Origin of the sequence: TM7 phylum sp. oral taxon 349, assembly GCA_018127705.1 — a bacterium.
GTDB lineage: Bacteria > Patescibacteriota > Saccharimonadia > Saccharimonadales > Saccharimonadaceae > Saccharimonas.
In genome coordinates this window covers 506,804-532,840 of sequence record CP072328.1, presented here as the reverse complement: position 1 = coordinate 532,840, position 26,037 = coordinate 506,804, and the positions used below count along the sequence as shown (strand labels likewise).

20 protein-coding genes, 2 tRNA genes and 2 pseudogenes are annotated in these 26,037 nt (G+C 45.9%); 10 read left to right on the top strand and 14 right to left on the bottom strand.

Features of this window, described 5'->3' with window-relative positions:
* Position 1: 1 nt before the first annotated feature.
* Positions 2–1,174 (bottom strand): ATP phosphoribosyltransferase regulatory subunit, encoded by a 1,173-nt coding sequence (locus J5A52_02830; protein QUB37065.1) that lies wholly within the window; start codon positions 1,172–1,174, stop codon positions 2–4.
* A gap of 158 nt (positions 1,175–1,332) precedes the next feature.
* Here J5A52_02830 and J5A52_02825 point away from each other — a divergent pair.
* A pseudogene (locus J5A52_02825) lies at positions 1,333–1,500 on the top strand (helix-turn-helix domain-containing protein).
* 145 nt (positions 1,501–1,645) lie between these two features.
* Positions 1,646–2,476 (top strand): IS30 family transposase, encoded by an 831-nt coding sequence (locus J5A52_02820; protein ID QUB37998.1) that lies wholly within the window; start codon positions 1,646–1,648, stop codon positions 2,474–2,476.
* A gap of 993 nt (positions 2,477–3,469) precedes the next feature.
* Here J5A52_02820 and J5A52_02815 read toward each other — a convergent pair.
* Together J5A52_02815 and J5A52_02810 are read right to left on the bottom strand one after the other, a co-directional pair.
* Positions 3,470–4,003: a TrmH family RNA methyltransferase gene (locus J5A52_02815; GenBank protein ID QUB37064.1), complete on the bottom strand. Its 534-nt coding sequence runs from the start codon at positions 4,001–4,003 to the stop codon at positions 3,470–3,472.
* The gene (locus J5A52_02810) at positions 4,000–4,377 is read right to left on the bottom strand and encodes a hypothetical protein (GenBank protein QUB37063.1); all 378 of its coding nucleotides are present in this window, start codon (positions 4,375–4,377) and stop codon (positions 4,000–4,002) included. The genes J5A52_02815 and J5A52_02810 overlap by 4 nt, the downstream gene beginning before the upstream one ends.
* 203 nt (positions 4,378–4,580) lie before the next feature.
* Between J5A52_02810 and J5A52_02805 the strand changes: the two genes are divergently transcribed.
* Positions 4,581–4,667 (top strand) — tRNA-Leu (locus tag J5A52_02805).
* A 412-nt stretch (positions 4,668–5,079) separates the two neighbouring features.
* On the top strand, positions 5,080–5,913 hold the full coding sequence (locus tag J5A52_02800) for a (d)CMP kinase (GenBank protein QUB37062.1): 834 nt from the start codon (positions 5,080–5,082) through the stop codon (positions 5,911–5,913).
* 96 nt (positions 5,914–6,009) lie between these two features.
* On the opposite strand, the gene J5A52_02795 is transcribed toward J5A52_02800, so the two are convergent.
* Positions 6,010–6,441, bottom strand: coding sequence for a hypothetical protein (locus J5A52_02795; GenBank protein ID QUB37061.1), 432 nt, complete (start codon positions 6,439–6,441; stop codon positions 6,010–6,012).
* Positions 6,442–7,573: 1,132 nt separating this feature from the next.
* Between J5A52_02795 and J5A52_02790 the strand changes: the two genes are divergently transcribed.
* Positions 7,574–7,780 carry a hypothetical protein gene (locus J5A52_02790; GenBank protein QUB37060.1) on the top strand — a complete coding sequence of 69 codons (207 nt, stop codon included), beginning with the start codon at positions 7,574–7,576 and terminating at the stop codon, positions 7,778–7,780.
* Here the strand turns inward: J5A52_02790 and J5A52_02785 are convergent.
* Positions 7,764–8,297, bottom strand: coding sequence for a hypothetical protein (locus tag J5A52_02785; GenBank protein ID QUB37059.1), 534 nt, complete (start codon positions 8,295–8,297; stop codon positions 7,764–7,766). The genes J5A52_02790 and J5A52_02785 overlap by 17 nt on opposite strands.
* A 486-nt stretch (positions 8,298–8,783) precedes the next feature.
* Positions 8,784–10,382, bottom strand: a complete 1,599-nt coding sequence (locus J5A52_02780; GenBank protein ID QUB37058.1) for an FAD-binding oxidoreductase — start codon at positions 10,380–10,382, stop codon at positions 8,784–8,786.
* Positions 10,383–11,034: 652 nt separating this feature from the next.
* On the opposite strand from J5A52_02780, the gene J5A52_02775 reads away from it, so the two are divergent.
* From J5A52_02775 to J5A52_02760, 4 genes and pseudogenes are all read left to right on the top strand, one after another.
* Positions 11,035–11,175 (top strand): hypothetical protein, encoded by a 141-nt coding sequence (locus J5A52_02775; GenBank protein QUB37057.1) that lies wholly within the window; start codon positions 11,035–11,037, stop codon positions 11,173–11,175.
* Between the two features lie 385 nt (positions 11,176–11,560).
* A complete protein-coding gene (locus tag J5A52_02770) occupies positions 11,561–12,802 on the top strand; it encodes a hypothetical protein (protein ID QUB37056.1) in 1,242 nt (413 codons plus the stop codon).
* A 21-nt stretch (positions 12,803–12,823) separates the two neighbouring features.
* Positions 12,824–13,687 (top strand): TIGR02391 family protein, encoded by an 864-nt coding sequence (locus J5A52_02765; protein QUB37055.1) that lies wholly within the window; start codon positions 12,824–12,826, stop codon positions 13,685–13,687.
* A 586-nt stretch (positions 13,688–14,273) separates the two neighbouring features.
* A pseudogene (locus J5A52_02760) lies at positions 14,274–14,558 on the top strand (IS30 family transposase).
* Between the two features lie 59 nt (positions 14,559–14,617).
* On the opposite strand, the gene J5A52_02755 reads toward J5A52_02760, so the two are convergent.
* From J5A52_02755 to J5A52_02725, 7 genes are all read right to left on the bottom strand, one after another.
* A tRNA-Leu gene (locus J5A52_02755) sits at positions 14,618–14,702 on the bottom strand.
* A gap of 75 nt (positions 14,703–14,777) precedes the next feature.
* Entirely contained in the window at positions 14,778–16,070 is a 1,293-nt protein-coding gene (locus J5A52_02750) for a hypothetical protein (protein QUB37054.1), read from the bottom strand.
* Positions 16,071–16,629: 559 nt separating this feature from the next.
* A complete protein-coding gene (gene rsmD, locus J5A52_02745; GenBank protein QUB37053.1) occupies positions 16,630–17,184 on the bottom strand; it encodes a 16S rRNA (guanine(966)-N(2))-methyltransferase RsmD in 555 nt (184 codons plus the stop codon).
* Positions 17,181–17,987 carry a hypothetical protein gene (locus J5A52_02740; protein QUB37052.1) on the bottom strand — a complete coding sequence of 269 codons (807 nt, stop codon included), beginning with the start codon at positions 17,985–17,987 and terminating at the stop codon, positions 17,181–17,183. Before J5A52_02740 ends, rsmD begins: the two co-directional genes overlap by 4 nt.
* Before the next feature lie 19 nt (positions 17,988–18,006).
* Positions 18,007–20,040, bottom strand: coding sequence for an ATP-dependent DNA helicase RecG (gene recG, locus J5A52_02735; protein ID QUB37051.1), 2,034 nt, complete (start codon positions 20,038–20,040; stop codon positions 18,007–18,009).
* An 8-nt stretch (positions 20,041–20,048) separates the two neighbouring features.
* Positions 20,049–20,807: an HAD-IIB family hydrolase gene (locus J5A52_02730; GenBank protein QUB37050.1), complete on the bottom strand. Its 759-nt coding sequence runs from the start codon at positions 20,805–20,807 to the stop codon at positions 20,049–20,051.
* 10 nt (positions 20,808–20,817) lie between these two features.
* The gene (locus J5A52_02725; protein QUB37970.1) at positions 20,818–22,029 is read right to left on the bottom strand and encodes a tyrosine--tRNA ligase; all 1,212 of its coding nucleotides are present in this window, start codon (positions 22,027–22,029) and stop codon (positions 20,818–20,820) included.
* Positions 22,030–22,149: 120 nt separating this feature from the next.
* Between J5A52_02725 and J5A52_02720 the strand changes: the two genes are divergently transcribed.
* Entirely contained in the window at positions 22,150–24,852 is a 2,703-nt protein-coding gene (locus J5A52_02720) for a penicillin-binding protein (protein QUB37969.1), read from the top strand.
* 130 nt (positions 24,853–24,982) lie between these two features.
* On the opposite strand, the gene J5A52_02715 is transcribed toward J5A52_02720, so the two are convergent.
* Positions 24,983–26,011 (bottom strand): hypothetical protein, encoded by a 1,029-nt coding sequence (locus J5A52_02715; protein ID QUB37968.1) that lies wholly within the window; start codon positions 26,009–26,011, stop codon positions 24,983–24,985.
* Between the last annotated feature and the right edge of the window lie 26 nt (positions 26,012–26,037).

Genomic DNA, 26,037 nt, shown 5'->3' with positions numbered 1-26,037 from the left:
GTCAGGTGTCAAAGTCATCCAAAAACTCCGACAAGTCAAAATCATCATCTTCACGGGCGCGCACTCGGCGGTCGCTCACGGCTGTTACGATTCGTTCAAACCCAACCGTCTTGTCTGTGCCGTCACGCAAATTTTTCAGCGTATATATTTGCCGTTCCACGCTCGCCTCGTCGATAAGCATAACGTACGTAATGTCTTTCTCTACCGCCGTAACAAGTTGTTCCGCCAATGTTCGACCAGTATAGTCAACTTCTGTGCAGATTCGCTCACTGCGTAGTTTTTCGGCAATTCGCTCCGCCGTATCAAATACGCGCCCAACTGCCGCCACATACACTTCAGTTGCACTCGGCAATACCGCATGCCCACTTTCTTCTAGAGTCTCAACAATATGCGCCATATCACCCAACGACGCAACAAGCGTTTCCAGCGACGGAGCAATCATTCGCCCACCACGATACAACATTTTTTCATCATTCGTAACAATATCAAACAATACTCCAGCTGTGCAATCAGCGTAAGACAATGTTAAATCAAGTACGACACCAGCGATGCCAAGTGCCTCAAGTCGCGCATACAACGCTGCTAGGTCTTGGTACGCGTCATGCTCGCGCACCGCTTCTGGCAATTCCTCGGCATTTTTCGCTGCCAATACTTTGGCAAGCTGCTGCAAAATCGTGCCCGCCTGCATGCGCCCAACGATATCAATCGCACGGTCACGGAACTCTACAGGTGTAAGCATGCGCTTTTCTGCAAGCAAGCGCGTCATAAGTTCAGTTTGTATTGCATCTAGCTCTAAATAATCCTCTAAGATTGCCTGCACGATTCGTGCGTCGTTCAATCGTATACGATAGCTCGCACGTGACAGCCCGATCGCATCTAGACTGCGCTTTGCAATAGCGATTGCCTCAACATCGGCACGCGGAGACTCGCAGCCAACATTATCGTAATGAAAGATCCGCCCCGACCATGGATACGCCGGTTGTCCAAGCGAGCCGTTCGAGATCTTAAAACGCCGCGCATAATGCGCCGACGCTGACATGTCGTCGCCAACTTCTTCGTAGCCGTATAATTTTGCCGTTCGACGCCACGCCGACTCAATGTGATGGCGCATACGAACAGATTGCGGGTAGTACAGCTCCTGGCCGCCCACCAAATTGGCTAACGAAGCTTTCATGAGGGCTATTATAGCATACTTGACTATATTTTGCAAGCATTTCCTACACCAACCCCTCAACCGCAACACTCCCCATACAAAAAGAGGCATCTTGGTTCGTCCTTTGTTAAAATTGGATCTACGAAAACAACCTAATTTTAGCAGAAAGGTATTCCAAAATGCCTCAAAGAGAGTATACACAACTTTCAAGCGAAGAGCGAATTGTTATTGAAGCGCTGCTTAGAAGCTCAGCCAGGGTGCGCGAGATAGCTCGCATGCTAAACCGCAGTCCCTCAACCATCTCTCGGGAGCTCAGGCGAAACCAAAATTTTGCCAAAAAGACCAGAGTTAATAAACCTAAGGAGCTGGGACTAGACTCGAGACACTTTCGCGGTACCGCCAAAGTGCCAGTGATTCGCGAAAAGAAAGCTCGGCATAGAAGACGCCTGTGCCAATTCGAGAGAATAAACTACTTGGCTAAATCCGCCCAGCATAAGATGCTGGCTAGATGCAAGAAACAATCCCTGCTGCTCGGAGCTTTCTGGATACCAGCAAACCAGAGAGTTCGTTGAATCGCGCCTCAGGCTGCGTTGGTCTCCCGAGCAGATTGCTGGCAGGCTGCAGATAGAGATTAACAAAAGAGACAAATCTGCTAGCTTGTCTTACGTCTCGCCTAAAGCAATCTGCAAATACGCCAAGAAATACAACCTCCATAAACACCTGCGGCGCCGCGGCAAGAAATACAGATGCAGCCGTATACCTGCCGTACCTGCCGGCTGGATGTCTGCCGGCAAACGCAATATTGCAGCTAGACCCGGCGTAGTGGATGAACTCGGGCGCTTAGGCGACCTAGAGGGCGATACCATCTTCGGCAAAGATAGCCGAGACAGATTGCTAACTCACGTGGAGCGAAAGACGGGGTTAGTCTCAATTAGCCTAGTGTGCGGCTATGATGTACATAAGATACAAAAACAGACCATGCTTGATCTAGAAAGGCTCAGCAGGCACACCGGAGCCTTGCCAAAGACCATAACCTACGACAACGGCGTAGAATTTGCCGGTTGGAGACAAACCGAGAAAGACCTAGGAGCGGATATTTACTTCGCCAATCCCTACCATTCCTGGGAACGAGGCAGAAACGAAAACGCCAACGGGCTCATCCGCGACTTCTTCCCCAAAGGCACTGACTTCAAAAAACTAACTAACCGGGATATATTAAAAGTAGAATCCATGCTTAACAACCGACCAAGAAAACGATTCCAGTGGCTAACGCCACTGGAATACGCCGCGTCTTTGGGTGTTGCGGTTGAGGGGTGGGTTTAAGTCTTATTTTTAGAATAGGTCCAATCCTACTTTACCCCCACCACCCATACTAAATAACAGATGAGAAATAAGTACTTGAAACGTTCACATATTTCTGAAGCTAAAACTAGACAAATTGTTAGACTATTTTGTGAGGACATGACTGCTACGTGGAATAGCTTCCATAGCTAATCTAAACCGTAATACAGTCAATCGTATATTTACTCACATTCGCATAGTAATAACTAAATACTACAGAATCTACCTCACCATTGTCTGGTGAAGTAGAAATAGATGAAAGTTACTTTGGACTATGCCGAGTACGTGATGTACGTAGCGCACATGATATACATAGTCTCTGTAGAGCCAGTAACAAAGACTAAGATTTATCGTCTTTGAGCCTGCCTTTTTACTACTAAAGCGCCATAGTAAGGTATATACCCAAATAGCACCTAGTACCTAATCCTAATCCTAGTACTTAATACTTAGCACCTAACCTCATGCTAGCCGGAAACGCTCTAAAACAGATCACACAGATGAATCATACGGATGAAAGTATAGCTAGAATAGCACTATGCATAGTGAACTATATACGAGTAACGGTTAGTATAGTTACGGCTGGCGTAGTTACACAACGGACTAGTTGACTAGGTGATATAAGCGTCACTACCCGTGTAAACTATAGCCATAATAAATTTGTTAATAGAAGCAAAAGCAATCCTAAAAGAACCACATCAACAGCATAGAGAACTTTTGGGGAGTATTGCTAAAGTCCGCTTAGCTAAAAGCTACGCGGACTTAGAAAAGATCACTTTAATCTCCATCTCAAAGAATGTGAATTTAGATATAAAGTATAAAGGTATAAGGCATAGCATGAGATATGAAGATGTGTATCATGAGTTACTTAAATTGCTACGGGAGGAAGCAATTAGATAGGCTAAACTAGTCTTGAACCTTAGAATATTATGGATACGCTTAATTTTTGTTTTAGAAAACACCCTCTAGCATAGAGCATCATTGTAGCATATGCTGTTGCACCCATACATACATTGCAATTCCAGCCGCTACGCCAACATTAAGACTGCGCGTACTGCCAAATTGCTCAATCGCGACAATCTGAGCGGCACGCTGTAATAACTCTTGGCGAATTCCTGAACGTTCCGCACCGAATAGCAGTACGGTATTTCTTGGTAATTTTGCGCGACTCAAAGGCTGCGAGCCATCAATATTATCGACCGCAATCAATTCTTTCCCCGCGATCGCATGTATAAAACCATCCGTCGCCACATAATAGTACACATGCAAGTATTTGTCAGTCATCATTGCACCGCGCTTATTCCATTGCCGCCGCCCGATAACATGCACATGACGCACGCCGAACGCATTCGCGCTACGTACAATCGTGCCCATATTGAAATCTCTCTCGATATTATCAATCGCAATCTCTAGTGTCGAACCGTGCGTATCTAGATCGGTGATAATTTGTTCTATCGGTACGCCTTTGTAACGATTGATAACGTTGCGTTGGTCATTAAGCGTTGAAGTCATTCTCTATTATCGCCTATCGCACCTATATAAGCACCGATAATGGCAATATGAGCAATCGCAACCTCGCCAGCTTGAGGCGACTGCAGCTCCTCTGGCCATTTACTAATAGCACTATGAAATGCTCTATTAACCATTTCAGTGTCTATATCCGACAAGGCACTGTGCTCTAGCGCTCTCAGCGTTTCAAGAATAAGTTGTGCCGCATCGTGAGGCAGTATGTCTTGCGGCAACTCACTAAATCTACCGTTAGCTCTAATGCCATCTTCGTTCTCCAAGCAGACAGATGTGTTTGCCATCTCCTTCGCAAGCGATGGATTCTGTAAGTTGCTAAAACTCTCCAACATCCTCTGGACATGTGTCATCGAATCAATCACACGAACCCTTTCTCGCTTGTGCTATGGCGTACGAACAGCAAACGCTTGATTATTATAATTGACAACCAATCCATTGTATCACATTATATGATTGACATGAATCTGTACCACTATTTACTTTGCACCGAAATACCAGTATAATCAAATTGTAAAGTCCGGAATGACTAAGAAACTACGATGCACTTTATATACCCATTATGCATGCGGATGTGGCGGAATTGGTAGACGCGCTAGCTTCAGGTGCTAGTGCCAGCGATGGCGTGAAGGTTCAAGTCCTTTCATCCGCACCAAATCGGGACAAAACTCGTAAATTGGGCGCAAAAGTGCTCTTTTTTCTTTGGTTTTGCTATGCAAAACCCAAATGTTTTCAAAAGCAAATTGGAGTGTTGAGCGCGGCGAGAGCCGTGCTTGTTTTTTTGGATAAATACAGGCTAAATTGTTCTTCTGGTAACTTCTTTTCAGGCATCAACTCAGCTTATTTCGTTTGATATGCGAACTGATCGACATCTTGGTCTAAGTAACCGTCAAGAAATCGCTGTAACTGGTACTTTAACCCAACCCCTCCCCTAGTAAAATTAAGTCTAGCTATATAACAACACCTAATCAAAGAAAGGATGTTCCGCATGCCTATTACATACAAAACTTTGCTAGAGTGTTTTTGTTTTGGGTCAATGCGCCCCATCCATGCTATCATATACCCTAATGACCAACCCACTTCCTAAGCTGGTAACGTTCGATGGCGATGCGCGCAGCGGCAAAGGTACGATCGTAAGCTTGGTAAAAGACTATATACGCGATGAGCTATCATTGCCCGTCATGCTGATCGATGCAGGGCAAGTCTTTCGCGTGCTCGTAGTGATGATGCAGGAATACGGCATAGACTTGGATGATCCAATAGCAATAGATACATTCCTCGCCGACAAGCATAACGAAGACGCCTGCGTACGCCGCGTGAAATTTGTATACCATCTGCCGCGGGCAGACCGCGATACGTTACTCTACACGCCAAAAATCAGCGCAAACAGCGTGAAGATTGGCGCTCGCCCGCGCAGCCAAGCATTCAAAGATGCACTATTGCGTAAATGGCTGCGCGATGCGCGCGAAGAAGGCGTAGAGATTGTACTGCTAGACGGGCGCGCACTCGGCGAAGTCGGCGAAGAGCTTGCCCGCGCCGGATTGTGCGAACATGTGCTTGATTTGTTTTTCGTGTGCGATCCGGTAGTAAGCGCCCAGCGTACGCTTGGTATGATGCCGCGTCCGTACGCCGAGTTAAATGCCGATGAACGCGCCCGCGTTGACGACCAGGTTGCACAGATTACTGCGCGCAACCATGCTGATCGTACGCGCTCAGTACAGCCTGTCGTACCGCCTGCTGGCGCGCTCACCTACTCTGTAGGCGAGCTGCCAACCATACTGCCGCTACGCTACCCTTGCCCTGCTGCTATTATTGATCGCAGTATAGAGCTGCCGCGCGAAACTATGGCGTTACCGGTTATTAGGCTAGTAGAAACATACTGCCAACCATCTGCATCTTAATTTAATTCCAAATGAAAAGCCCCCAGACAGAAGCACGAACCCCGGGCAATGATGCCCTAGAGCGGCTTCTGTCTGGGGGTGAGAGGCTAGGAGGGACTAGCCGGCGGTGTCGGCGTCGGGGGCGGTGTCGGCGTCGGGGGCGGTGTCGGCGTCGGGGGCGGTGTCGGCGTCGGAATCGGGATCGGCGTCGAAGCCTTCGACAATATCGTTAAAAACGATATTGTTAAGAAGCCTCTTATCAACTTTTGCGGTCTCAACGACCGCAAGCTCTTCAAGGAATTCCTTTATGCGTTCTAGTATGCTAGCGCTCCCTGACAGCAATGCTCCCGCGAACATCTGGATAAAGATGTTCAGAGTATCGTCTGCCTCATTAATAAAGAAGTTGTAGATCACCTCCGGAAGCTCAGACCTAATGAGCCTGAGCTCATTCCGCACCTCCTTCCCGAGGATGACGCTATAGGACACGATATTAGGAATCGTGTCCTCGAAGACAAAGAACTCGTCGAACTCGTCGAACGTGTCGTCCATGTTTTGCCTCTCTTAAAGACCTGATCTCATGCGGGATTGCGATGAGATCCTGAAGTAATATACTATGTTTGTTTGGGTTGGTCAAGGGGTTTCCTACTCTAACCCCTTAATTGCAACATCTCACATATAAAAAGAGACATCAGTTTCTCTAGGCTTTGTGAAAATTAGGTTTGAAACAACAACTTAAAACAAGGAGAAAAGATCCCTCTAGGATAGAGCATATATACAACGCGTTCACGGGGATGCATGGTCATCGTCAGCTCATGTCGTGAGATGCTGGATAGAATAGAGCAGAGTATATACGAATACGTTTACTAGGAAGAAGCGAATAGTTATTGAATCATTATTAAAGAAATCATTTTACCACAACCATTTAGCTTTCTGTACATATGAATTTTGAGTAAATTAAGAGATTTTCTTTCAAACGCCGAAAATCCGTGTCAGATTTAGCTGTACTATATTGATTTTGTGCTATATATAGCAGTTTACACCTTTGTTTGAGCTTGAATCAGCCATCTTTTTTATTGCATATGCAAAGGATGATGCTTCCACGAAAACGTACGGCAGTTATATAACCGCGGACGAAAGATCTGGAACCACTCTAAAGAGATTGGATTCATTCCTGAGCCGACTTATCCGATCTAAGAGGGTGACACTAAATCCGTTCATATGTGCAGAAACATCATGATTGTGCCTAGTTTTATATCTAAAGCCTAAGTCTAAATCTAAATTATCTACTTTGCCAATCCTCACCATATCCTAGAGAACGTGGACGTGACCAGAGAATATTGATGAATTAATTCAAAAGACTCCTTACTAAAAGGCACCGACTTCAAGAAGCTAACCAAGCAAGGGTATAGGATTATATACCACTCGTCCAAGAAGACCCGGTGAAAGCGACAATGAATATTTTTTCGTTAATGATGATGAATTCAAGCAGAAGAGATCGACAATTTTACCCGAGCACTGGGAAGAATCGGAAACGTATGGTAGAAGATACGGTCAAGACACGCACTTCTACAATCAACAAATGGAGCTTGGGAGGTTTGTCATAGGGTGCTGTCGCCCGTCACTGACAGAGGTAGAGTCTCTTTACCTCTATTACGACACGAATCGTATAAGGGTAATATTTATGGATATTGACGAGCGAGCGCGTCGTGAGCGTATGCTGCAAACTCGCGACTTGGAAGTAGTCAAACGGTTGAGCTATGACACAGATTGGAGCGTATCGGCAGATTTTCTTGCACGAGCCGATTACATCATAGCACCACATAATCATCTCGAGCAGGATCTTACTACAGTTGATTATATTGTCAAACAAATTATACGTCGTGAATAAAGGCTTCAATATGGCGTACGATACTGGCGAGGTCGGTATAAGCATGGTCGGCAGCTATTACCTCCATCATCTCAAGGAGCGGTTGGCTTGAGCATAGTTTGCTAACTTCACGGTAGCCACCCATAGGATCCTCACTTGCCTGAATGCATAATGTCGGAACTGAAATGCTCTCAATGAGCTGGGCTGTATCAATGTGCCTCTCCTCCATATAAGCAATCGGCAAGCCAATCATAACCATCCTGTTAATAATGGCGCCATCAAGCACTGCGTTCATTCCTATAATTGCACCTGCTGATTTTGCGATCACTATCGTTGACTTATGCGATTTAATGTATTCTCCAAGCCGATACACTTCCTTTTTGATGTCTATTTCAGATTTACTATCCCAATGAAGATACGGAAAGATTTCTGAGTCGATACTATGGTTTTTGAGACACTCGGAAAGTTTGCATAGCCATTGGCGATTACGTGGATTTGCACCTGCGAGAAGGAGGATATTAGGGTTATTTCTTGTCATATAGTAACTTTAGTTTTGATATAGCACTACAACACAGCCGTCTTATTCGGCACGAGAAGGCAGCGCAGATCGTTCACACAACTATGTAATCTCCCTTAATTCTACTAGAATTGTATCATACTTAATTAATGCATACATACCACCTTTAATCCTTGAGAAACGTGATGTTTTCGCAAACAGTAATATTACTGAGCAAACGCAACAAGTGTCACCATCAGGAACAACCCTTTACAGCTACAAAAAGAATTCGGCGGGGGAAATATTAAAAAATAAACCAAAGGATTCCTGGTGGAGCGGAGCGTGTGCTATATGCCTGCAGGCGTTGGGACTGAGCTGCGCATTTTGCTAGAAATGAATTCTAGCTTAGGTGTAAAAGCTCACCAAAATTAAGACTTAACTTTGTTGCAGGTGGATCTGAAAACAGACACAACAATGCCCACGCACTTCTTACAGACAGAGTTGCCAAACGATAATGTTTCCGTTGGGCTAAAACCGAAGCGTACCATCAATCATGCCGGCAAGCTGACGCACGTCATTCAGTTGCTTAACACCAGGGTTAAGCGTACCAAGTGGATCAAATAGCTTGCGGATCGCACGATACATGTCAACGCGCCGCGCACCAATGCATTCGTATGCGAATCGACTCAGCAACCGCCCTTCACCATGCTGACCAACGACTGCGCCACCATACTGGTGAACAAGCCGCGTCGTTTCATCAAGCAAGCGCATAAGTTTTTGCCGATCGCTTGCCTGCGCTATTGGCACAAGCGGATACACCGACACAAGTTCGGCCAAACCGTCTACCGCAAGCGGTAGCTCCACGCGCAACTTATTGCCAAGCACCGTCAACGCTTTCGTGAAATCCTCAAACCGTTCTGACGGCACAAACCAATTGGACAACAATGGCGGTATGCCAACGCCTGCACGATCTGGAAGCGTAAAATAACGCGTAATGTCAAGGAGCGATAATAGCGAAGTGCGCGTGCTACCATCGTCCAATGTCAGCGAAACATCAGCTACGCTATTGCATAATTTTTCGAGCTTTTTCTTTCCTTTCATACGAGCACGCACGTTAAAATCATCAAACCCGACAAGAATAGCCGCCTGCGGTACTTTACCACCAACCTCTTGAAACCATGGCGCCTTAAAACCAACTTGTACTGCTCGCCGTACGAGTGCTGCATCAAAGTACTTCACGAATGCCGGTGCAAACCGGCGTAGCTCATCAAGCATGTCGTGCGCTGTTTCTGCCGAAGCGAATACAAGCACCGCCAGATCTAAATGCTGGCTACGAAAATCGACACGCAAAATCATCTCGCTAATAACGCCAAGTGTGCCCTGACTACCTACAAAGAGCGGCGTCAAGTCAATGCTACCATCGCGATTGCATATACGTGCAATACTATTATAGCCAGTCTGATCGCGCTCGTGGATAGTACTGATTTCATCAGCATAATCTTCCAAGATTGCTTCTACGCCACGGTAAATATCACCCTCTAAATTCTGCTGCCCTTTCTTGCGATTCAGCTCGCGTCTGCTGATTTTGCCGGTTTGCAATATGTCACCGTTTGCTAGTACAACCTCTAATTGACTCACATTCGCCGCAAGCGAACCATACTTACCCGCTAGATACCCCGCAGCATTGTCAGCAATCGCGCCGCCAATCGTACCACGCGAGTCAAGCCCATTAAGCGACAAAACCCCCGCACCCTGCAATGCAAGCGCCGATTGAAGTGCCTGAATTGTCACGCCAGGCTGCAAGCGCACCAACCGCTGCTTGCTATCGTATTCAAAAATCGTGTTCATATGAGTTGCAAGGGAAACCTGTGCGCCGCGACCAACTGCGCCACCATTAATACCATAACCAGCACCGCGCACCACTAGCGGCAGTGTATGCCCGCGCTCAGACAGCTGCCACGAAAATCGCGCTGTTTTGCGAATGTCACTCGTATTTCGCGGCGACACGATCATTTCCGGAGCAATCGCCAAGATTCCTGCGTCTTTGGCACGCGCCGCACGCAAATCCGTGCGAAAATCAACTTCGCCTGCCAAATGTCCGCGCAAATAGGTTGCAACCTTGCTCATTACTACCCCTTATCCCTGATCATTTACGTCTGAATTTATTTTAACACAAGCATAGTTGGATAAAAAATAATATTAGTACAAAACCGATATTATTAATTACAAAATTACGCAATTGATCCATCAACCTAAACCAGAACCTCCCATAAACTTAGGAGTGAATAGCAACTAAGTGAAAGGAGATGTTCCTAATGCCTACCATACCAAAAGTTTGCCAGTAACAAGAAATACTGGCAGATCCTTAACAAACTAGTCTTTGGCGATGAGGTGTCTTGTCCTCGCTGCCATAAGGGTCTTCATGAAAACTATTGCAACAAATATCTGTGGTGTAAACTGTGCCGCAAGAAATACCGGCCTACCAGCTACCAGCTAACAGCTACCAGCTAACAGCTACCAGGCTAGTTGGTTATACGGCATGAAGCTAAGTCCCCGGCAGCTCTGTTCATCCTGCTCTACTGCTAGCAAACAAAACGCTCAACGGAAACGTCATACCTATTAGCTGGCGTAAGCTATACTACTGTCCGGCGCTAGTTTACCCGATTCCGCAAGCAACTGCCTGGCAGCAGCAAGCTCACCACCATGCTGGAGAGTGTGGTACAAGTAGATGAAAGCTACTTTGGCAAGAGGCGATCCAAACAGCCTCAGCACATCGTAGTTGGCGCTAAAGATACTACGACTGGGCGCATTGCCCTACGCATTACCGGCAGCCGGGGATAGACAATCGCTTGAACAATTTGTTCAGGATTACATCGTAGCAGGCAGCCTAGTGGCGAGTGACAAATGGTGGGGCGTATGACGAGCTAAGAACTACTTGGCTACGCTCATGAGAGTTGGAATCATAGCAAAGGGTGCTTTGCCAGTACCAACCAAGGAGAGAATGTCTGGAGCGTGACAAAGCGGTATGCTCGGGAAGCTGTTCGGCGGAAGAATCCTGACGAGACAGCTAGACTCTCTTTGCCAAGAATGGATGGCAAGAGCTAACCAGCCAGAACTGCTCGCCAGCCCAATAGCATTCCTACGGTTTACTAGGGCTTTACGGATTAGTTGGGTGAACCTCTTTATGGTAATTATTGCCAAAATACCTTATTGGGTTTCGGCGGGTCGGGTCGGGGGCGACCCGCCGAACAGAGCTTTGCTCTGATTACTCAGATTTGCTGGGTTTATTGTATAATTTAAGTAATATGCATTATGGTCGATCAAAGAACTATCTATTTCACGCAATCGGATGGCACGAATGGTCAGAGAGTATTATTGTCGACGCTCGTCAAAAAGCCAGTAATATTGAAAAGAGTGTTTTTGAGGCAAACAGTCAGGAGCAAATAGTTGATCACATCGTGTCTGGCTATAACTTAGCCCCGCTGGTGCTGTTGGCGGACAACAAAACCCAGGACATAGTGGAGACCAAGGTAGATGTCATCGGCAACAATATGTATGTACAAGTATTTGACAATAGTCCAATCAGCGTGCCCGGCTATAAGGTCGTTATTACGATACCGTTCACTGGTTCCGCAGACCTATTCAAAGTCATTCCTACTAGAATGCGAATGACGTATGATGATGCCGTGATTACTGGCAACGAATTAACTTTTGCGTTGGAGTTTACTGAATCAAACACCACTGCGGAGCGGATAAAGGATGCAGTAGACGGAAAGATAGCATCAATACAACAAAACATAGATTACATAAACAACGACTTATCTGGGTTTGAAGAGCGTGTTAAAGGCGTGGTAGTCGAAGCAGTCGCCAAACGTTTTGAGCAAATAAACAAACTCGACTCGATAAAGACTGCGCTGAGTATACCACTTGAAAAATCAGACAATCCTAGCCCATTAAATCAAGTTAGGATTTCAGTGCAAAAGCTGACTCCACTCTCAACCAAAAAAGATGAACCTGGTGGAACAATATCAAGCGAAGATTACGAAACGATACTTGAAACCATACGAAGCATGGGTGCATCTATGGAAACCAACCGAGCGTCAGAATCAAAGGACGAAGAAGCGCTCCGGGACATGCTGCTGGTCGGCTTGTCTGCGAGCATAAAGAGTGGCGTGGTTGGCGGCGAGCTATTCCATAAGAGCGGCAAAACAGACATCTCAATACCCTTCGACAGCAAAGCGACTTTTGTTGCTGAATGTAAGCTATGGAAAGGTCAGAAATACATAGACAAGGGCATAGACCAGCTCTTAGGCTATTTGACTTGGCGTGACGCCAAAACCGCACTCGTTATATTCAACAAAGACAACGCTAACTTCTCTGATATACAAAGTAAAGTCGAGGCTATATTTACTGAACGAAGCGACTACGTGCGCACAATCAAGCAACGCGATGGTGAGTGGCGCTTTATTATGACCAAACCTGACGATAACGGCCGACAAATTGAGATTCACGTCATGTTGTTTGATGTATATGAGACAAAGTCATGATGTGCCACGGAGGATGTACAGATGACCAATAAAATCACGAAGATAACCAGGTATGCCATCCTAGAAGTTTTGGACACTTACATGGCCACCGACTTTTATGGCAGGTTAAACGAAGTAGAGTTCTGGGAGCGCATATTCAACCTAGAAAAACTACCATCTACCGACAGCCGTTACCCTGACATGAAAGGCGACCTGTGGCAGCACCGCGTGAATAACAATGATTGGGATGACAACTGGTACATTGATAAGTTTGACCTGCTGGAAACAGAAGACGCCAAGTTCCTGAAATTCCTGGTCGAGTTCTTCCATCCGGAAGTTAGAGATATAAATTGGAACACCAAAAGAGCCTTGGCTACCATCAACAAAAACTTGGCACTTGATGGCGTAGAGTTATATGCCAAGTCAAAAGTATCAGGCCGCGACATACTGGGTGCTAGAAATATCACGCCCGCCACACAGATAGATGAAACGCCGCTCGCAATTATAGACAACGACTTTATATCGCTACAGATCAACAAAAATGTTTACGACCACATCAAACGGTACTTAATCAACGAGGACTACTTCCACGCGGTGGACGAAGCATATAAATTGGTACGCAACAAACTGCAAGAGATAACTGGCAACGAAAAAGCCACCGAAGTGTTCAATATGAATGCCGAGAGCAAAAAATACTACACGCAACTGTTTGGTAAATCAGACGGCACAACCCATGCCGAAAAAGACTTCTTCCGCGGTGTCGGTTACCTGAACCTGACCATACAATTTTTACGCAATGAAAAAGCGCACACACTGGCAGCAGCTCTTGAGCGTAACCTGGCTATTCACTACATATCGCTTTCTAGTTTGGCCTATGATTTGATTACTCGCAATGAGACAGAATAAGATGACAAGGTCTGATAAAACCCCGATGAGCCAGTAGCGACAGTCAAAGAAGATAGGTTGGTCGCACTGATTTTGCTAAAGGTCTAGCTGAAGCGCTCGTCAAAGTACCAAACTCTGAGTCATTCACGGTCGGGCTATATGGCGCTTGAGGTAGTGGCAAAACATCCGTGGATAAAATAACCGAAGAATGTCTGACTCAAAAAACATCCAAACGATATCGAGATTATGAACTTCAGTCCGTGGCTATTTACTAGCATAGAAAACCTGCACATAATGTCCTTTGGCGCACCAGCACAGGAACTCAGTAAGAAATCAGTTACGCCGAGCTAACTGGCACAGCCGGCGCCACCTATTTGCTCGCATAGCATCTGGAGGTCTATCAGCCTTGAGTGGTATAAGGTCGTAAGTGCCGAAGCGCAATGCGCCTCAAAGTACTCAAAGTATATGATAGATTGTAAAATTAAATGCGACACCTCTAGCAAGTAAAAAATTCATACTAACTTCGTGTAAAATGTTAGTAACAACAAAAACACACGGAGGTTAATATGAGTCATAGTTATCTTACCTTAAACGATAGAAATAAGATAGAGGTAAGGAATTTACTTGTTATGAAAAAGTAAAAAATGAATTAAACGTAGACTTTTATTTCGCAGATCCATATAGCGCTTGGCAAAGAGGAACTAACGAAAATAGTAATGACCTACTTAGAGAATTCTTTCCTAAGAAAACTGATTTAGCTAAAATCAAAAATAAAGAACTAGTAGATGTTATATATAAAATAAACTCCAGACCGAGAAAATGCCTAGAGTTTGATACGCCATTTGAACGTTTTATGCACGAATTAAATTTGTTAGGAGAGGTGTCGCAATAATTATTGCAATTCAACATAAAATAAAGAGAGTCTTTAGGGACTCATAACTCTTATACACTTGGTGCGGATGAAAGGACTTGAACCTTCACGCCGTGAGGCATATGCTCCTAAGGCATACGTGTCTACCAATTCCACCACATCCGCATATTTGATATTGTGAAATATTTCTGTAAGTAAGTATATCAGTAGATAAAATAAATTACCACATTTTTAATATTTTTATTTAACAGGAATTTTCTTTGCTAAATCTAATAACAACTCAATCAACTGCGAACTCATAATAGGAGCTTCCTCTTTGCTTTTAAATAATCCTTTTGATTTTTTAACTTGATTATTCTCTTCATTATTGAATATTCGGTATGCAACTGTTTTGATAATTTCATTTCTTAATTTCACATCACCTTCAATACTTAGCAGATAAGGCTTTAATGCTTTAAGTTGATGAGCTGTTCGTTGATTAGCTCGCTGTGCTTTGCGGTGCTCGCTTGATTGAGTGGCTGTATATCCTGCTACACCTCCAGCAAATAGCATAACAAATGCTCGAGCTATTAAGAATTGCCATGACGCGTCCTTAATATGAATAACTTCATAAACTACCCAGCAAGAAAGTCCTAACATTACAAGCAGTAAAATTGTTGTTACTACACTCCATACATAAGCAGCTATTTTATCTTCCTTAGCACTACTAGAATAATCGTGGATTAGTGTTTTATCTCCAGCCATATTCAATAATTCATCTATTCTAGCAAGGCTATCTCTTGCCTCTATCTCGGTGGCATTTAACTTCTTGCCTATGCCATCTGCAATGCGATCGGCTTCATTACTCTTTTTACTAAATGCTTCTTCAATTGTACGTTTCTGCTCTTTGATAAATTCATTAACTGCCTCATTACGTACATTTTCAGATTTTGTAAATGATAATTGTTGTTCAGCAGAGATTTTATTTGATGAATCTTTTATATCTTTTAAGTCTTTGTTAAGTTCATCTATTTTCACACCAAGTGCTTCAAACTCGTTTTTAGCTTCAGTAACTTTTTCGTCAATGGTCTTTTCTGAGGCGGCTCCTTTAGCGGATATGCTATCAATCTCTTTTGCTGCTACACGCTTATATTGACCAACTGACCTATTTAATCTCGCAATAGCCTTGCGAGTTTCCTTTATGTCCATAGTGGGCGTTAATGAAGGAATGTACGACAATATACCATCAATGTATCCATTCATATAAGAAATACCTAGATACACATCATCGTGAGCGTTTTGCCAGTTGTCAAAGCACGAGCTTACACTTGAAAGATAGTTGTTGATATTGTCAAGATTTGATATTGATATTAAGCGGTCGTCTGTATTACTAAGTCTATCCACTAAGAGTTCAATGACTAGTTTTGCCCGATTAATATCATCGATTGCTTCAAGAGATGCATTACCAAGATCTACTTCATCAAACCTGGCTAATAATTTCTTGGCTGCAGTATACGTGGCGCTATTATGTACGCGATCTTCCCATTTGCTCATGAGACGCTATCCCTTTTACCTAATTAGTTTGCCACCCCTTATTTGAACTTCAACTATAATTATATCACTTTTGTTCTTGAGAACGGCTACCCCCTAAGAGTAGAGAATCTTACTTATCCAATTTGATTAATTAAACTCCGCCCTAGACTCCAGAATTGACTCCTTGCGCCCTGTACAATAACAAACAAAAACAGCGAGTTAGAACTCTTATATCATTTTTGCCTTTATTGCCCATTATTTGCCTGTTGTAAGCCTCTTGTCGGCGGTGTGTGCAGTTCCTCCGCTAAGTGAAAAGAAAGCTTAATTATCTAGCCTTAGGAGCATATGCCTCACGGCGTGAAGGTTCAAGTCCTTTCATCCGCACCATAGTTGAGATAGTTTGACAGACTAAGCCCTGACTCAGGGCTTTTTTAGTGGACAATAAACAATATTGTGCGATGTATGATGGAGTTTACGCCTCGCCTACCACTTATGAGGAAGGATCTCCGATATGATGCAAAACCCGACGCTAACGTCGGGTTACGGGTTATATTAGATTGCCTACTTTTATACTGAAAACTTACCTCTCTCGGCGGAAAGAGGTGAGAAAAGCATTACCATAACTACGATTGTCCACCACAACAATTTCCCTAGTTAGATTCGGAAACTCACCTCTTCCTGGATGTGATAATACCATAAGCGCCCCAGGTTTGAGAAGACTTAAAAGTTTCGATACTGTGGAAAACTGCGTATCGTGATATGGCGGATCAACAAAAATAATGTCATAATTTTCTGCTTTACCAGATTTCAGCCATACGCTAACAGATGAGTAGACCAATGAAACGTCGTTTTCGACACCAAGCGATATCATATTTTTGTGTAATATATTTTGCGCGACTTTATCACGCTCAATGAATGTAACATGCGCCGCGCCGCGGCTAAGCGCCTCAAACCCAACCGCGCCTGTTCCTGCAAATGCATCAAGTACATACGCACCGCGAACTTCACTGCCAACTCGGTTGAATAGCGCATTGCGGATACGTTCGCCCATCGGCTTAGTGCGCGTATTGCTTGACTTCGGTGCGTCAAGCTTACGTCCGCCGTATTTGCCAGCAATGACGCGAATTGATGTCACGAAGCCGCCTCGCGATACGCCGCATACCATGCGTACATCACGACCGCACAAATTTTCGGAATCAGCGTGCGCCGCGTTTGGTTTGCAAGGCGCGCCGTCCATCCTTGTTTCCAAAATGTTTCATACATGTTTAACGCGTAGACTTCCTGCACTGCACCCAAGAATACACGCTCCAGCCCTAGATCATCCGCACATTTTACCCATTCTTCGCTCGGTGCAGAGTCGGCGAATGCTGTTGTTTTGATTGCTGCCGCCACACCGATTTCAAACAGTAAATGTGTCGCAAACACACCTTTCGCACCCCAATATTCCCAATTACGCCCCATCGTGTCACGCAGATTTTCACCTTTAATAATATTCTTATCCTTAATCGACAGGCGCTCTTCTTTTGGCTTGCCCCATAGCTCCTCAATCTTATCACTGAGTGGGTAGTGATGTGCTGGCGTCAAACCGTCAGTGATCGCATGCGCCATCCAGGCGGCCTCGAACGCGGCGCGCACCCGGTTCGTATTGCGAAGCGCCTGCACCAAATTCACGTAATGATCGTTTATCATACCGACAAGCGCCCGATCGTTCGGATTCGCCGGGTCAATATAGTGCCACGGCTCATCAACACTCGGGCTTTTACGTTTAATACCATCTGGACCATTATTACCTTCAAAGTGTAGAATCTCGCGCGTTGTCGGGAAGGAATGCTCTATGCCCGTGAACTTTCGCATGTTGCGTCGCGCGATGCGGTCGATCTTTTGATGAACCCCCATGATATTGCCTGAATGGGAACGAAATGTCGTACCACTGTACATAATTATTTATTATACCATGTTAGTTAAGCGTCGTCAGGCGTTGATTGCGACGGACTTCGCGCGCAAGATCTGGGTAATCTGCCAAGTTTTCGCCGCTCGTAATAAACGCCTGCGCCGCTTTTTGAGCACGAGTAATCAACTTCGTGTCAGCAAGCGTCGCGATTTGCAAATTAAGCGCGCCATGTTGCATGCGCCCATAAATTTCACCAGGACCACGCAAACGCATATCAACTTCTGCTAGGTAAAACCCGTCGTTTGACTGCTCAATCTCGCGTAAACGCTCACTTGGTTTATTATTCGTGCTCATCATCAAATAACAATAACTTTGGTGCTTGCCGCGCCCAACACGCCCGCGCAGCTGATGAAGCTGGCTGAGGCCAAATTGCTCCGCATCTTCAATCATCATGATAGTTGCATTTGGCACGTCCACGCCAACTTCAACTACCGTCGTACTCACTAAAATATCATATTTTTTATCTTTGAAATCCTGCATAACGTGGTCTTTTTCGTCTGGTTTCATTTTGCCGTGTAGTAGTCCGATCGTACGATGACCAAATACGCTGTTTTTAAGTTTTTTGTATTCAGTTTCAACGCTTTTGCGATCGTTTTCGGGATTATCGCGGATCAGTCCGCAAATGATATACGCCTGACGACCAGCTTGCAGCTCACGCTCAACCCGCTGATAAATTTTATCGCGCGACGGTGGCGAGACGAGGCTTGTCTTAATCGGCTTCCGTCCATTAGGAAGCTCGTTAAGTACCGATACGTCTAGCTCACCGTATACCGTGAGCGCAAGCGAACGCGGAATTGGTGTTGCCGTCATTGCCAGCAAATGCGGCAGTACGCCCGATTTACCAAGCAAGCGCTGGCGCTGCTCTACGCCGAATCGATGCTGTTCATCGATTATTACGAACCCGAGATTATGAAATACAACTTTATCCTGAAACAATGCGTGCGTACCAACTACCACATCAACATCACCATTAGCAATCTGCGCGTATAACGCCGCGCGTGCCGCGCCCTTCACGCTGCCAACAAGCAGCCCAACTGTCACGCCAAATGGCGAAAGAAGTACGCGTAGCGTTTCAGCATGCTGTGCCGCTAATATCTCCGTCGGTGCCATCAACGTAGTTTGGTAACCAGCACTCGCCGCCTGACATGCCGCAATACCCGCTACTACTGTTTTACCGCTGCCAACATCACCCTGAAGCAAGCGATTCATCGGCGTAGCGTGCTCGAAATCCTGCAATATGTCCCACGCCGCCCGACGTTGCGAATTTGTAAGCGCAAATGGCAATTGCGATACAAATTGCCGTACCACATCAGACTCAAATACAATACGATGACCTTGTAGTTTTTGGTTTTCAATTTTATTCAATTGGCTTGCCAAGATTAACTGGAATAGTTCTTCAAACGCTAGCCGCTCGCGAGCGCGCGCTACATCGTCCACCTGGCGTGGAAAATGCATTGTACTGATTGCATCAGCGCGCGGCATGAGCGCTTCATGCGCAACAACGCTCGGCGGTAGCGTCTCCGGCAATACACTCATCAATGGGCGCAATTGCTCAATAACTTTGCGCACCGTCCGTGACTTAAGTCCGCGCAGTTGGCGATATACCGGTAGTAGTCGCTCAGCTTGCACTGGCAGCTCCTTTGCAAGCTCAGCGCTCGGGTTCGTCAATTGGTAGCGCCCGTAATTGTATTCAAACACACCGCTAAAGAAAAAATATTCATCGCTTGCGCCTAACTGCTGCATACGGTACGGTTGGTTAAACCATACGGCATTTAGCTTTCCACTGTCATCTGCTAGTACTGCCGTCGTCAAACGCAAACCGCGGCGCACAGGACGCGTGCTGATCTTCTCGCAGCGAGCACGAATCGTTACGTTGCCAGGTTTAAGTTCAGCAATCGACGCAACATTCGTGAAGTCTTCGTGTCTACGGGGCAAAAACACTAGCAAATCACCAACCGTCTCTAGCCCTGCACTGCGCAACTGTGCCGCCGTTTTTGGCCCAACGCCTTTGATTTGCTCTAATTTGGTTGCTAGATTCACGTTCCTGGTTATTCCGTCACGCCGAGCACGCCGTCTAACGCATATGCCGTTGTTTCCCAGCCATCAACCGCAATACTGTCAATGCCCATCGCTTTAACCGGATAGTCGTTACCGCCCTCATTGAGTTTGTCTCCAAAAAAGAGCACTTCATCTTTAGAAATGTCAAGCGCGTCGATCAGTTTGCCGATACCATACGCCTTATCAATGCCCGGGCGTGTGATATCCGTGCTCGTCGTACCGCCGATTCTTACCTCAAGTCCTGGCAGCTGTTCGGCAACTTTGTCGCGATATACCGGACGCACATCTTTGAATTTCTCTGCCCACGCGTATTTGTCCTCAGGCGTCGCTTGCTGCCCAAGCGCCGACATCGTGATTTGGCTAATACGGTCTTCAATAATTTTTCCTGCTGGCTTGTCGCACCAAATTCCCATGTCTTTAGCGGTTTTTTCGAGTACGTCAATAATATGTGCACGCTCCTTCTCGCTCAAGTCCTCAGCGTATTGCAACTCCCATTCGTTCCTAAGCGTATCGTACCGGTAGTAGCGCGTGCCGCAAGTCGGCATCGCATGAAAGCGCGCCAGTTGCTGCGGCGATACACTCAAGCGGTCAATTACTTGCAAGCGAATTTGTTTGAACGTGCCACCTGTAATCACACAGACATCATAATACTCTAGCAAACGACCCAGCAACGCCGCCATACGGTCGCTAATCGGCGATTTTGTCACCGCCAACGTATCGTCCAAATCAAATGCCAGCACCTTCTTCATGTATTTCCCCTCAGCGAACGAGTACGAACCCGTTCTTGCCTCTTTTAATTAAATTAACGCCTGATAATTCGCGATCGGCAGTAATCTTTTCTCCATTCACGCTAATAGCGTTATTAGCGATTAAGCGTCGCGCTTCGCCGTTACTCACACATGCACCCGCTTCAACAAGCGCCGAGACGACGTTTTGCGGCGACACGGTCGGAATTTCTGCCGACAACGCATCAAGATCTATATCATTCAGCTTCTGAACGCTTAGTTCGCCGAAGAGCACGCCCGTGACGCGCTCAACACTTTCACGCCGCTCGCGACCGTGTACAAGGTCAGTAACTTCGCGTGCCAAAGTTTTTTGTAGCGCCCGCTCACCTGGATTTAAATGATGATTGTCAATCAGCGCTTCAACTGTCTCACGCTCAAGCAGCGTATAAATCTTAATGAGATCTTCACTTGTCAAATCATCGCAGTTCAGCCAAAATTGATAGAATTGATACGGACTGGTCTTGTTCGGGTCAAGCCACACTGCACCGCCCTCAGACTTGCCAAACTTCACGCCAGTCTGCCTGTTGATAATAAGCGGCGTTGTAAATACATGCGCATCACCACCTTCAAGCTTGCGAACCAAACTTACACCCGTAACACTATTGCCCCACTGATCAGCGCCCGCCAACTGCAGCGTTGCGCCCTTTTCACGATACAAGTGCAAAAAATCATAGCCCTGAATCAGTGCATAGCTAAACTCGCCATAGCTGATGCCGCTACCGCCCTCGCCAATGCGCTGCTGCACAAACTCGCGATCAAGCAATTGCGTCATGCTGACATGCTTGCCGATTTGATGCAAAAAATCAATATAGTTAATATCGCGGAACCAGTCAGCGTTGTCGACAATTTCAAACTCTTTGCCGTTAAAAATCTTCACAAATTGCCGCCGCAAGCCTTCAACATTTCGCGCCACTGTCTCAGCATTACGCAAATCGCGCTCCTGCTTTTTGCCGTCTGGATCGCCGATCATTCCAGTTGCGCCACCGACAAGCAAAATCGGCTTATAACCATACTCGATGAACTGGCGACACATCATCATTGCTGCTAAATTGCCAATCTGCATACTATCTGCGCTCGGGTCAACACCGAAATAAAATGTACGCGTCTCGCGGTCAAGTTCTTTGATATCAGAGAATGTCATCTGATTGACAAATCCGCGCCAGGTTAACTCTTCGCTCAGCGTCATTTTATATCCTTTCCGTACGCTTATAAATAACTAATGCCAGTGTATCATAAAAGGACTAGGCGCGCGACATAAATAGTGCTACAATAGAGGGCAATATTGCTTATGGGAAGAAAGTTTACTGTGGGGAAAAAACAGGGATCAACGAAAAAAGGCGTGAGCGTTTATTCTAACCTCGCCCGCAAACGGCAAGTTAAAAAAGACGCTAAGGCACGAAAGAAAGCAGAGTATTTAGCAACGCTACCGAAACATCCGCTGAAGCGCCTACTGTACCGGTTACATCCGAAACGCGTAGTGAAGTACTGGTTTAGCAGGCAGGGACTGTTCATGTTCATGAAAATTATCGGCGTATGTATATTGCTGCTCGTGCTGGCAGGAACAGCGCTTTTTGCTTATTTTCGCAAAGATCTTGACCAAATTAACCCTGACACACTATCACAGCGCGTACGCACCACAGTAACAAAATATTACGACCGCAATAATAAACTGTTATGGGAAGATAAAGGCGACGGCGACTATACACTGGTTGTTGACCATAAAAATATTGCACCGTGCATGGATCAAGCAACAGTCGCGATTGAAGACAAGGATTTTTATAAACATGGCGGCATTAGCATTTCCGGCATCGTACGCGCTCTGCTGAGCAATGCCCAGGGAAATGCTGTTCAGGGCGGCTCAACCCTAACGCAGCAGCTGATCAAACAAGTGTTCTTCCGCGATGAAGCAACAAAACGCGGGCTAGCAGGTATTCCGCGCAAAATTAAAGAGATTATTTTGGCAGTTGAGGTTGAGCACATGTATAGCAAAGAGCAAATCTTAGGGCTGTATCTAAACGAATCACCATATGGCGGTCGGCGCAATGGCGTTGAGTCAGCGGCGCAAACATATTTTGGCAAGTCATCGAAAGATTTGAATTTGTCGGAGTGTACATTGCTCGCAGCAATTCCCAACAATCCGAGCGCATACAACCCATACAACGTCGCTGGACGCAATGCTCTACTCGCACGTCAGCGCAAAGTGATTGATAGTATGGTTGAGATGAAATACATCTCTAAGGAGCAAGCAAATCAAGCAAAAAGTGTCGCTATTATGGACACTGTGAAACCACTTGCCGATCAGTATTCCAATGTGAAAGCACCCCATTTCGTGCAAATGGTCAAAGAGCAGCTAGAGGGAGAACTCGGCAAAACGATCGTTGGCGAAGGCGGATTAACAGTAAAGACGACTCTCGACATTGACGTGCAGAATTTGCTGGAATCAAATATGACAGCGATGTTCAATGGCAGCATGACAAGTCGTGACTGTAACTATCGAAATTGTCCGAACTATGCTGGGTTTACGAACGGCGCAGCAGCGATTGAAGATACAAAAACCGGACAATTACTCGCATTAATAGGTAGTCGCGATTTTAATTATGCTGGATTTGGTCAAGACAATGCCGCAAAAGCATTTATCCAGCCGGGGTCGTCAATCAAGCCGTTTGTCTATGCACAGCTGTTCAGTGACCAAGGCAGTGGCAAGCAAAATTACGGCAGCGGGTCAACACTCACCGACACCAAAACAACATTCCCGGGCAATTATACGCCGCAGAACGCCGACAATAAATTTCAAAATAACATTAATATCCGCCAGGCGCTTGACCGTTCACGTAACATACCTGCCGTTAAGGCAATGGCGATTAACGAGCAGAACAATTCTGGAAGCACCTGGTCTCTCATTCGTGCCACCGGTAATAAGTACTATTGCACTAATGGCGCCGACGCGCAGGCTGGTCTGTCAAGTGCGCTTGGTAGCTGCGGCACACGGCTTATTGATCATGTCAATGCCTACTCAACATTAGGTCGCCAGGGCGTCTATATGCCGCAGACATCAATTATAAAGGTCGCGAACAGCAATGGCGAAACGCTTAAGGAATATAAGGCATCAAGCAAACAAGTCGTCAATCCGCAGGCGGCATACATCGTGACCGATATCCTAGGAGACGCAAAGGCGCGTGCCGGGCTTGGCTGGAACCAAGATTATTTACCGGCGCTCACCGGGATTGGTGTTCATGCCGCCGTCAAAACAGGAACAAGCAACGGCGAGAAGAACGGTAGAGTTGCATCAAAAGATATTTGGGCAGCCGGCTACACACCAAGTCTATCAATGGCAGTGTGGTTTGGTAACTCTGACACGTCAGTACTCAAGAGCGGCAACTCTCTCATCTCTGCAATGTTCTTTGATAAAACAATGGCAGCCGTATCAAAGCTATACGCCGACCAGAAGAAGCTGTCGCTGAGCGATTGGTACACAACACCAAGCGGTATTCAAAATATTAAAGGAGAGATCTTTCCCTCGTATTACAATAAATCGACTGGTACGTCAACAGCAAAAATGACGTTTGACAAGGTATCAAAGAAGAAGGCAACCTCATGTACACCAGAAGATGCAAAGATTGAGATTGGCGTTATCAAGGCAAGAGACGACTTTACCAAAAAAGAAATTATTACCTCGACTGATGGCAGCTATGACACCAATGCCGACGACGACGCACACCAATGCGACGATGCCAAACCAACTGTGTCAGTCAGCACAACATCAAGCGGCACCGTCTCCGTCACATATACACATGGACGCTACACACTTCAGTCAATTGAGTTATTGTCCGGCAGTACGGTTGTTGCTAGTAAACAAATCGACAGCAATGGTACATGGACGCTGTCACCAACCGATTTAGCGTCTGCTGCAAATGGTACAATCACCGCAAAAGTAACTGACGTTGGCTACTACACCGCAACGAATAGTACGAGCTATCAAAAGAGTAGCAGCTCATCAAGCGGTAGTTAGCAATAAGAGCAGGGCCGTAGTAACGTAGTAAACAGATTAGCCAATCAATCATTTTATACTAAACCCCAAACTAAGATTTGGGGTTTAGTTTAGTAACCAAATAGCGCGACAGTTCAAGCGAAAAATATGCTCACTGCTGCTCATTCACAAGAGCGATCAAGTCATTCTCGTGATTTTTGCGCGAATGATTCGTACGGCGCGGTGCAGATGCGCCACCGTCTTTTTGCGAAGTACGCGTTCGGCGAGAAGATTTGCTATTTGTCGTATTATTACGCTGTACGTTCGATGCACTCCTACTGCCTCGACGGCGTTGACTTGAAGCAGACAAGGCAACCGACTCGTTTGGTGTATTATTTACTATTTGCGATTTTACCGCCTTATTTAGCCCACTCGACACCGTAGCAGAAATTGCACCTTGCGGTTTTGACGATTGGCGCTGCGTACGGCGCTTTTCCGGCTGAATCTCGTCTACTAATTTCGCAAACATCATACGCCCCGCCGCTGTTTGCAAACTGCGCACAATTTCAACCGTGTGCGTTTGCCCGATTTTACTGCTCGCCTGCTCAACGACAACCATCGTGCCATCTGATAAATAACCAACCGCCTGGTGTGAGTCTTGCCCTTTTTGAATTAGATCAAGAAGAAGTTTTTCTCCCGGCAAATACTCCATACGCAAACTTTGTGCCAGTTCATTCAGATTCAACACTTCCGTACCCTCCACCGCTGCGACTTTGTTAAGATTATAGTCAAGCGTCATAATAACCGCACCGTGTTGTTTTGCGAGCGATAATAGCCGATCATCAACGCCTTCGCTGGCACGACTACCATCTTGTAATAACTCCACTGCGACGCGCTCCATCGCCTGCAGTTCAGTCACAACGTCAAGCCCATGACGAGCACGCGCACGCTTATCGCTGTCAGCGTGGTCTGCCAAAAATTGTAGTTCACCGATCACCGAACGCGGAATCACCAGTGTACCGCCAATGAACCCTGTACCCGCTACTGCGACAATCCTCCCATCCATCAACACCGATGTATCGACCAGAATAGCACGATCTTTCGCTTTAATATTCGTCTTTGGCAACCGTGCCAATAGATACGACACTTCACCCAAAATTAGTAGCGTCACCGCTAGTAATACAATGTCCTTTGCTTCCATACTTTCCTTTCTTTTTACGAGATCTT